The sequence below is a fragment of the Streptomyces sp. NPDC002785 genome (genome assembly GCF_040295565.1).
GTDB lineage: Bacteria > Actinomycetota > Actinomycetes > Streptomycetales > Streptomycetaceae > Streptomyces.
Genome location: NZ_JBEOVN010000266.1, coordinates 1 through 8,148 on the forward strand (window position 1 = coordinate 1; position 8,148 = coordinate 8,148).

Consider the following 8,148-nt stretch of genomic DNA (forward strand, 5'->3'; position numbering starts at 1 on the left):
CCCTCCTGGCCACCTGGACCGGCGCCTGCTCGATATGCGGCCAACCCGCACCCAAACCAGAACCACACCACAGGACCTAACAAAGCCCTACTAGTTGATCGCCTTGATCAGTTCGCCATTGGTGGTGTCACCGCTGAGCTCCCAGAAGAAGGTGCCGCCCAGCCCTTGCTGGTTCTTGTAGTTCATCTTGGTGGCGATGGTGGCCGGGGTGTCGTAGCTCCACCAGTCGGTGCCGCAGTGCGCGTACGCCGTACCGGCGACGGTGCCGGTCGCGGGGCAGCTGTTCTTGAGGACCTTGTAGTCCTCGATGCCCGCCTCGTACGTGCCGGGTGCCGCGCCGGTCGCGGTGCCGCCGGGCGCGTCCTGGGTGACGCCGCTCCAGCCGCGGCCGTAGAAGCCGATGCCGAGCAGCAGCTTCGACGCGGGGACGCCCTGCGCCCTCAGCTTGTTGACGGCGGCCTCGCTGTTGAAGCCCTCCTTCGGAATGCCGCTGTAGGCGGTCAGCGGGGAGTGCGGGGCGGTCGGCCCCTTCACGTCCCATGCGCCGAAGAAGTCGTACGTCATCGGGTTGTACCAGTCGACGTACTGTGCCGCGCCGCCGTAGTCGACGGCGTCCAGCTTGCCGCCCTCGGAGCCGTCGGCGGAGATGGCCGAGGTGACCAGGTTGCCGGCACCGAACTTGGCGCGCAGCGCGGCCAGCAGGTTGCCGTAGGCGTCCCGTCCGCTGGTGTCGCAGGTCAGACCGCAGGCGTTGGGGTACTCCCAGTCGATGTCGATGCCGTCGAAGACATCGGCCCAACGGGGGTCCTCCACCAGGTTGTAGCAGGACTCGGCGAACGCGGCCGGGTTCTTCGCCGCCTCACCGAAGCCGCCGGACCACGTCCAGCCGCCGAACGACCAGATGATTTTGAGGTTCGGGTGCAGCTTCTTCAGCTTGCGCAGCTGGTTGAAGTTGCCGCGCAGCGGCTGGTCCCAGGTGTCGGCGACGCCGTCGACCGACTGGTCGGCCGCGTACGCCTTGTCGTAGTCGGCGTACGCGTCGCCGATCGCGCACTTGCCGCCGGTGACATTGCCGAAGGCGTAGTTGATGTGCGTGAGCTTGTCGGCCGAGCCCGATGTCTCGATGTTCTCGACGTGGTAATTGCGCTGGTAGACACCCCAGTTGGCGAAGTATCCGACCACCTTGCCGCCGGCCGCTGTGGGGGCTGGTGCGGGGGCCACGGCCTGCGTGGTGGTGGGGGTCGCGCCGGCCGACGCGGTGCCTGCGGCACCCAGCAGGGCGGCGCCGAGGGCGACGGTACAGGCGGCTGCGGCGAGCGCCCGGAAGCGGGCGCGGGGACTGTGCGGTCCGAACATCTTTGTCTCCTCGTGGGGGAGGGAACTCGGTGGTGGGGGGTGCTGTCGGCCGTCGCGTAGACTTGGCATGAACGCGGAAAGGCCGCTTCCGGTGGAACCGTAGATGGACTAGACCAGTTGGGTCAATGGTTCGGACCAATTCCGATGACGGCTCCGCTCGCCGCCGAGTCGCTCCGTCACCCCGTGACGGATATCGTCCGATCGGGCATACTCGAGCCGCTACAGCCGCTGGCCAGCGACTCTCGTAATCCGGGAGGCCGGTATCGGTTGGGCAAGCAGTGCTTCTCCGGGCCGTGCCCGGAAGCCCCCCGGCGGCGCCGCCCACACCCCCCGCGCGCGACCGTCGCAACGCCCGACAGGGAGGAGAGCGCCGTCATGACCGACCGTGCCCCGCATTTGGTGGAACGCCGTCTGCCCACCGAGGAGTCCAGGCAACTCGTCGCGCTCGTCCGCGACATCGCCCAGCGAGAGATCGCGCCGCGGGCGGCCGAGGAGGAGGACGCGGGCCGGTTCCCGCGCGAAGTCTTCACTCTGCTCTCGGAGTCCGGACTGCTCGGACTGCCGTACGACTCCGCCCACGGCGGTGGTGACCAGCCGTACGAGGTCTACCTCCAGGTCCTCGAAGAGCTCGCGGCCGCCCGGCTCACCATCGGTCTCGGTGTCAGCGTCCACTCCCTCGCCTGCCACGCGCTCGCGGGGTACGGCACCAAGGAGCAGCAGGCCGAACACCTCCCGGCGATGCTGGGAGGGGGCCTGCTGGGCGCCTACTGCCTTTCCGAGCCCGCCTCGGGCTCCGATGCCGCCTCGCTCCGGACGAAGGCCGTACGGGACGGCGACGACTGGGTCATCACCGGCACCAAGGCATGGATCACCCACGGCGGCATCGCCGACTTCTACACGGTCCTGGCCCGCACCGGGGTCGAGGGCGCCCGCGGCATCACCGCCTTCCTGGTCCCCGGCAACGCCGAGGGGCTGAACGCGGCCGCCCCCGAGAAGAAGATGGGCATGAAGGGCTCGCCCACCGCCCAGCTGAACTTCGACGGCGTACGCGTCGCCGACGCCCGCCGGATCGGCGAGGAGGGGCAGGGCTTCGCGATCGCCCTGTCCGCGCTCGACTCCGGGCGTCTGGGTATTGCCGCCTGCGCGATCGGCGTCGCCCAGGCCGCCCTGAGCGAGGCCGTCGCCTACGCCACCGGGCGGCAGCAGTTCGGCCGGCCCATCGCGGACTTCCAGGGCCTGCGCTTCATGCTTGCCGACATGGCCACCCAGATCGAGGCGGGCCGGGCGCTCTACCTGGAGGCGGCCCGGCTGCGCGACGAGGGTAAGCCCTTCTCGCGCCAGGCGGCCATGGCCAAGCTGTTCTGCACGGACGCGGCCATGCGGGTGACCACCGACGCGGTCCAGGTGCTCGGCGGATACGGCTACACCCTGGACTTCCCCGTCGAGCGGCTGATGCGCGAGGCCAAGGTGCTGCAGATCGTCGAAGGCACCAATCAGATCCAGCGGATGGTCATCGCGCGCCACCTCGCGGGTCCTGAGACGCGCTGACCCGCAGCGGCCGCTTCGACCACACGGGCGTCGTCATGATCCGGTTCCACTCCTGGTCATGGCGGCCCGGCAGGGTCTGTCCCGTGCTCTCCCAATGACGCAGCAGGGACCGGTAGATGGGCGGATCGGTGGAGTGCGGCGCCGGTCGCGGCGTGGACCGGGGAGGCGTGGGCTGCGGCACCGGCTGTGATCCGGGATGCGGAACCGATTCTTCGGCGGTCGGAGCGGCTGGACGGCGGCGACCGGGACCGGCCGTTGAGTGCAGCAGGGTCATGCCTGGCCAACGGTGCGGGGCGGGCCTGGGTCACTGCCCGGCGGATTCGAGAGCCCGTTCGCCGGGTTCCCGGGCGGCGGAGTCTCTCCGGCCGAGGGCACCACGCCGGCCGGGCCGTCGTGGTGCAGCGCAGATGTGTCGGATGAGCCCGGATGCGTCCGGGCCGTCCGGCGTAGGTGCGGAAAGGGCCCTCAGGCGGCGTCGCGCCGCATCTGCGGCACCCGCAGCGGGCGCGAGCCGGGGCCACCGGCGTGCGAGAACGGCTGCATTCGCCAGTCGAGCCCCTGAGGGAGTGTCAACAGCAGGGCCGTCTCCTGCTCCTGGAGGCCGAGCGACTCGTCGGCGGGCCGCGCCCGGGACGCCGCGCGGCCGGTACCGGCGCAGACCGTCAGAACGAACGGGTTCCACGGAGTCGGGCACAGCGCGTGCTCCGGCAGTACGTCCTCGTCCGCCAGCAGCGCGATCGGCTGCGCGCAGTCCGGGCAGATCACCCGGTACATCTCGAACATGTCGTACACGTCGGGAACGCTGTCCTCGACCGGATCGACGGGATCCGGTTCGGTACGTACGGTGAGCTTCAGGCTCTGCATGGGAAATTCCCCCCTCGGGTGGGCCGACAAGGCGCCACGGCCTCGACCACAGCAAGCACTTCCCGTCGCGCATCGGCCGTAACCGCGAGGGGGCCGGCTACCCACTCGTAAGTCTGTGGCATTCGTCACATGTCCGCGGCAGGTGCCCTTCGGGAGCCCTCATCGCTGTGCCTGGAGGGACCTGGGGCAATAGGTTGATCCACATGGAGGAGCTGGACCGACAGATCGTGGATTTGCTCGTCAAGGACGGGCGGATGAGCTACACCGACCTGGGCAAGGCCACGGGCCTGTCCACCTCGGCGGTTCATCAGCGCGTCCGCAGGCTGGAGCAGCGCGGGGTGATCCGGGGCTATGCCGCGGTCGTCGACCCCGAGGCCGTCGGCCTGCCGCTCACCGCGTTCATCTCGGTGAAGCCCTTCGACCCGAGCGCGCCGGACGACATCGCGGAGCGGCTCGCGGGCGTCCCGGAGCTGGAGGCGTGTCACAGCGTCGCGGGTGACGAGAACTACATCCTCAAGGTGCGTGTCGCGACCCCGCTGGAGCTGGAGCACCTGCTCAGCCGGATCCGTTCGCTGGCCGGTGTCTCCACCCGGACCACCGTCGTACTCTCCACGCCGTACGAGGCCCGGCCCCCGCAGATCTGAGGGGGCCGCGGAACGCGTGGGTACGGGCAGGCGCGAGACTGGTCCCATGACCGAGAGCACCGCCCCCCAGAGCGAACACCGCACCGTGCTGCTGCGCGGTGGAGACGTCCACAGCCCCGCCGACCCCTTCGCCACCGCCATGGTGGTCGAACGCGGCCATGTCGCCTGGGTGGGTTCGGAAGGGGCCGCCGACGCCTTCGCGAGCGGCGTCGACGAAGTGATCGACCTCGAAGGCGCGCTGGTCACCCCCGCGTTCACCGACGCCCACGTCCACACCACGTCGACCGGCCTGGCCCTCACCGGCCTCGACCTCTCCGGTGCCCGGAACCTCGACGAGGCACTCGGTCTGCTGCGCGCGTACGTGGCGGAGCACCCCGCGGACCGGGTCGTCCTCGGCCACGGCTGGGACGCCACACGCTGGCCGGAGCGACGCCCGCCGTCGCGCGGCGAGCTCGACGCGGCCGCCGGTGGACGGCCGGTCTACCTGCCCCGTATCGATGTGCACTCCGCGGTCGTCACCACCGCCCTGCTCGACCTGGTCCCGGGCGTCACCGAGCTGACCGGGTACCACCCCGACGCCCCGCTGACCGGCGCCGCCCACCACGCGGTGCGCTCCGCGGCACACGGCGCCGTCTCGCCGCAGCAGCGCGTCGACGCCCGGCGCACCGCCCTGCGCCACGCCGCGTCGCTCGGCATCGGCGCCGTCCACGAGTGCGGCGGTCCCGACATCTCCGACGAGGAGGACTTCGTCGCGCTGCTCAAGCTCGCCGCCGCAGAGAGCGGACCGCGGGTCTTCGGCTACTGGGCCGAGCAGGTCGGCGACGAGAAGGACGCCCGTCGCATCCGCGAACTCGGTGCGATCGGCGCGGCCGGGGACCTCTTCGTCGACGGCTCGCTCGGCTCGCACACCGCCTGCCTGCACGAGCCGTACGCCGACGGTCCGGCCGGAAACACGGGCACCGCCCACCTGGACGCGGCGCGGATCGCCGCCCATGTCACCGTCTGCACCGAGGCCGGGCTGCAGGCAGGCTTCCACGCCATCGGCGACGCGGCGGTCTCCGCCGTCGTGGAGGGCGTCCGGGCAGCCTCCGACACGCTCGGCCTGGCCCGGATCCGGGCCGCCCGGCACCGTGTCGAGCACGCCGAGATGCTCACCCCCGAGACCGTCGCCGCCTTCGCGGAGCTGGGTCTGACCGCCTCCGTGCAGCCTGCCTTCGACGCGGCCTGGGGCGGCGAGGAGGGCATGTACGCGCAGCGGCTGGGTGCCGAGCGGGCCAGGACCCTCAACCCGTACGCGGCGCTCCTGCGGGCCGGTGTACCCCTGGCCTTCGGCTCGGACAGCCCCGTGACGCCGCTGGACCCGTGGGGGACCGTACGAGCCGCCGCCTTCCATCGCACGCCCGAGCACCGGATCTCCGTGCGGGCCGGCTTCACTGCCCACACCAGGGGCGGCTGGCGGGCCGTCGGCCGCGACGACGCGGGGATCCTGGTACCCGGCGCCCCGGCCGACTACGCGATCTGGCGCACCGCTGACCTGGTGGTCCAGGCCCCGGACGACCGTGTCGCCCGCTGGTCGACCGACCCGAGGTCGGGAACGCCCGGCCTGCCGGATCTCACCCCGGGTGCCGAGCTCCCGGTCTGCCTGAGCACCGTGGTCTTCGGACAAACTGTCTACGTGCGGCCGAACGAGTGACGTCCGGACATTTCGTACGCCGATCGAAGGTGCCCCTGCTCCGCCGCGACCTGCGGATCTTCGCTACTGACCAGGCAAGTTCCGCAAACATTGCAGGCCAGGCGGCTATTGACAGAACGCGCCCACCGGCCGGTAGGTTCGGCCGAGTCCACCACAGGACGTCCGACCGGTTGAACCTCCACGCAGTCGTCGAACGCCGCTGGGTCATGGGGTGGTGTGCCGCACCGGTGCACCACCACTGGCAGCCAGGTTCAGCGCCCGCGCCTCGGGGCAGAGGGAAGGATTCAGCCGGACGGTAGGTGTGACCCGGGTGGGGCCCGGACGTTCAGTAGACAACGGCTCTAGGGCGACCCGCAGCCAGCGGGTACCAGGTCGGCCCGAAGGGCGCTGGGCCCCCATCCGTAGTTCCCGTCGGTTCCCGTCAGGGGGTCTGTCCGTACTTCCCTCCTTCTGTCCGTGGCGGTGCCCGGCCCTGTCCGACCGCGTCGGTATCGGGCCCTGCCCGCTGGATAAGGTGGGCACCTGCGTACAGACTTAAGGGGCGGTAAGTGAACGACGGCGGTCAGAGGCGATACGGCCCGCTCGGCAGAACCTTGGTGATCATTCCGACCTACAACGAGGCCGAGAACATCAAGCTGATCGTGAGCCGGGTGCGCGCCGCTGTGCCGGAAGCCGACATCCTGGTCGCCGACGACAACAGCCCCGACGGCACCGGCAAGGTCGCCGACGAGCTCGCCTCGGCCGACGACCAGGTCCAGGTGCTGCACCGCAAGGGCAAGGAAGGGCTGGGCGCGGCGTACCTTGCGGGCTTCGGCTGGGGCATCGAGCACGGTTACGGCGTGCTCGTGGAGATGGACGCCGACGGTTCCCATCAGCCCGAGGAACTGCCCCGGCTGCTCACCGCGCTCAAGGGCGCCGACCTGGTGCTCGGCTCCCGCTGGGTGCCGGGCGGGCGGGTGGTCAACTGGCCCAAGTCCCGGGAAATGATCTCCCGCGGCGGCAGCACGTACTCCCGGCTCCTCCTCGGGCTGCAGACCAGGGACGTCACGGGCGGCTACCGGGCCTTCCGCGCCGAGACCCTGGCGGGCATCGGCCTCGACCGGGTCGCCTCGCAGGGCTACTGCTTCCAGGTCGACCTGGCCCGTCGTGCCATCGACGCCGGGTATCACGTCGTCGAGGTCCCGATCACCTTCGTGGACCGCGAGATCGGCGACTCGAAGATGAGCCGCGACATCCTGGTCGAGGCGCTCTGGCGAGTCACCTCCTGGGGTGTCACCTCCCGTACGAACCGGGTCCTCGGCCGCAAGGCGACCTGAGCCACGGAGGGCGGCGGGTGCCGGTCTGCCGCTCATGATCCCCCCATACGCAGATCGGACGCCCGTACGGGCACACTGGGGACCATGACGACCGGCACACCGCCCCCGACCGCCCCGAGGCGCTCACGCGCCCGTACCTTCGTCCCCCTCGCCATCGCCGCCTGGGCGGTGCTGGAGATCTGGCTGCTCACCGTCGTGGCCGAAACGGCGGGCGGGTTCACCGTGCTGCTGCTCCTGGTGGCGGGGATCGTGCTCGGCGCCGCGGTGATGAAGCGGGCCGGCCGCCGGGCCTTCCGCAATCTCACCGAGACGCTCCAGCAGATGCCGGGGCAGCCCGGGGCTGCCCCTCCGCAGGCCGCACCTTCGGGCAGCAAGGGCAACGGCTTCCTGATGCTGGCCGGGCTGCTGCTGATGATCCCGGGGGTCGTCTCGGACGTGGCGGGGCTTCTGCTGCTCGCGCCGCCGGTCCGTTCAATGCTGGGACGGTACACGGAGCGGTCGCTGGAGCGCCGGATGCGTGCCGCCGGCCCCGGCAGCCTCTCCGATGCCTTCCAGCAGGCCCGTATTCACCGGCCGGACGGAAAGATTGTGCAGGGTGAGGTCATCCGCCAGGACGGCACGCAGCCGGGCCCCCGCCCCGACGATGCCCCCCGGCCGCCGCTGACTCCCTGACGCCGGACCGCGACGCGACAGAGCCGCGGGCTGTGACACACGCTCGGTGTGTCAC

7 protein-coding genes are annotated in these 8,148 nt (G+C 71.0%); 5 read left to right on the forward strand and 2 right to left on the reverse strand.

The window, feature by feature from the left end; translation table 11 throughout:
• Positions 1-90: 90 nt before the first annotated feature.
• Positions 91-1,356 (reverse strand): glycoside hydrolase family 18 protein, encoded by a 1,266-nt coding sequence (locus tag ABTZ94_RS34425; protein ID WP_351206884.1) that lies wholly within the window; start codon positions 1,354-1,356, stop codon positions 91-93.
• Positions 1,357-1,731: 375 nt separating this feature from the next.
• Between ABTZ94_RS34425 and ABTZ94_RS34430 the strand changes: the two genes are divergently transcribed.
• Positions 1,732-2,904: an acyl-CoA dehydrogenase family protein gene (locus tag ABTZ94_RS34430; protein ID WP_351206886.1), complete on the forward strand. Its 1,173-nt coding sequence runs from the start codon at positions 1,732-1,734 to the stop codon at positions 2,902-2,904.
• 465 nt (positions 2,905-3,369) lie between these two features.
• Here ABTZ94_RS34430 and ABTZ94_RS34435 read toward each other — a convergent pair whose 3' ends face one another.
• Positions 3,370-3,768, reverse strand: a complete 399-nt coding sequence (locus ABTZ94_RS34435; protein WP_351206888.1) for a hypothetical protein — start codon at positions 3,766-3,768, stop codon at positions 3,370-3,372.
• Between the two features lie 203 nt (positions 3,769-3,971).
• Between ABTZ94_RS34435 and ABTZ94_RS34440 the strand changes: the two genes are divergently transcribed.
• The 4 genes from ABTZ94_RS34440 (at position 3,972) to fxsA (ending at position 8,093) form a co-directional block, all read left to right on the forward strand.
• Positions 3,972-4,412, forward strand: a complete 441-nt coding sequence (locus ABTZ94_RS34440; protein ID WP_351206890.1) for an Lrp/AsnC family transcriptional regulator — start codon at positions 3,972-3,974, stop codon at positions 4,410-4,412.
• Between the two features lie 46 nt (positions 4,413-4,458).
• The gene (locus ABTZ94_RS34445; protein WP_351206892.1) at positions 4,459-6,105 is read left to right on the forward strand and encodes an amidohydrolase; all 1,647 of its coding nucleotides are present in this window, start codon (positions 4,459-4,461) and stop codon (positions 6,103-6,105) included.
• A 548-nt stretch (positions 6,106-6,653) separates the two neighbouring features.
• Complete coding sequence (locus ABTZ94_RS34450; protein ID WP_351206894.1) at positions 6,654-7,421, forward strand: polyprenol monophosphomannose synthase; 768 nt, start codon at positions 6,654-6,656, stop codon at positions 7,419-7,421.
• 84 nt (positions 7,422-7,505) lie between these two features.
• On the forward strand, positions 7,506-8,093 hold the full coding sequence (fxsA, locus tag ABTZ94_RS34455; RefSeq protein WP_351206896.1) for an FxsA family membrane protein: 588 nt from the start codon (positions 7,506-7,508) through the stop codon (positions 8,091-8,093).
• Positions 8,094-8,148 lie beyond the last annotated feature (55 nt).

What these genes read in the sequence shown, in the direction of transcription:
- ABTZ94_RS34425 (WP_351206884.1), bottom strand. Translation starts at nt 1,356, where the DNA reads ATGTTCGGACCGCACAGTCCCCGCGCCCGCTTCCGGGCGCTCGCCGCA.
- ABTZ94_RS34430 (WP_351206886.1), top strand. Translation starts at nt 1,732, where the DNA reads ATGACCGACCGTGCCCCGCATTTGGTGGAACGCCGTCTGCCCACCGAG.
- ABTZ94_RS34435 (WP_351206888.1), bottom strand. Translation starts at nt 3,768, where the DNA reads ATGCAGAGCCTGAAGCTCACCGTACGTACCGAACCGGATCCCGTCGAT.
- ABTZ94_RS34440 (WP_351206890.1), top strand. Translation starts at nt 3,972, where the DNA reads ATGGAGGAGCTGGACCGACAGATCGTGGATTTGCTCGTCAAGGACGGG.
- ABTZ94_RS34445 (WP_351206892.1), top strand. Translation starts at nt 4,459, where the DNA reads ATGACCGAGAGCACCGCCCCCCAGAGCGAACACCGCACCGTGCTGCTG.
- fxsA (WP_351206896.1), top strand. Translation starts at nt 7,506, where the DNA reads ATGACGACCGGCACACCGCCCCCGACCGCCCCGAGGCGCTCACGCGCC.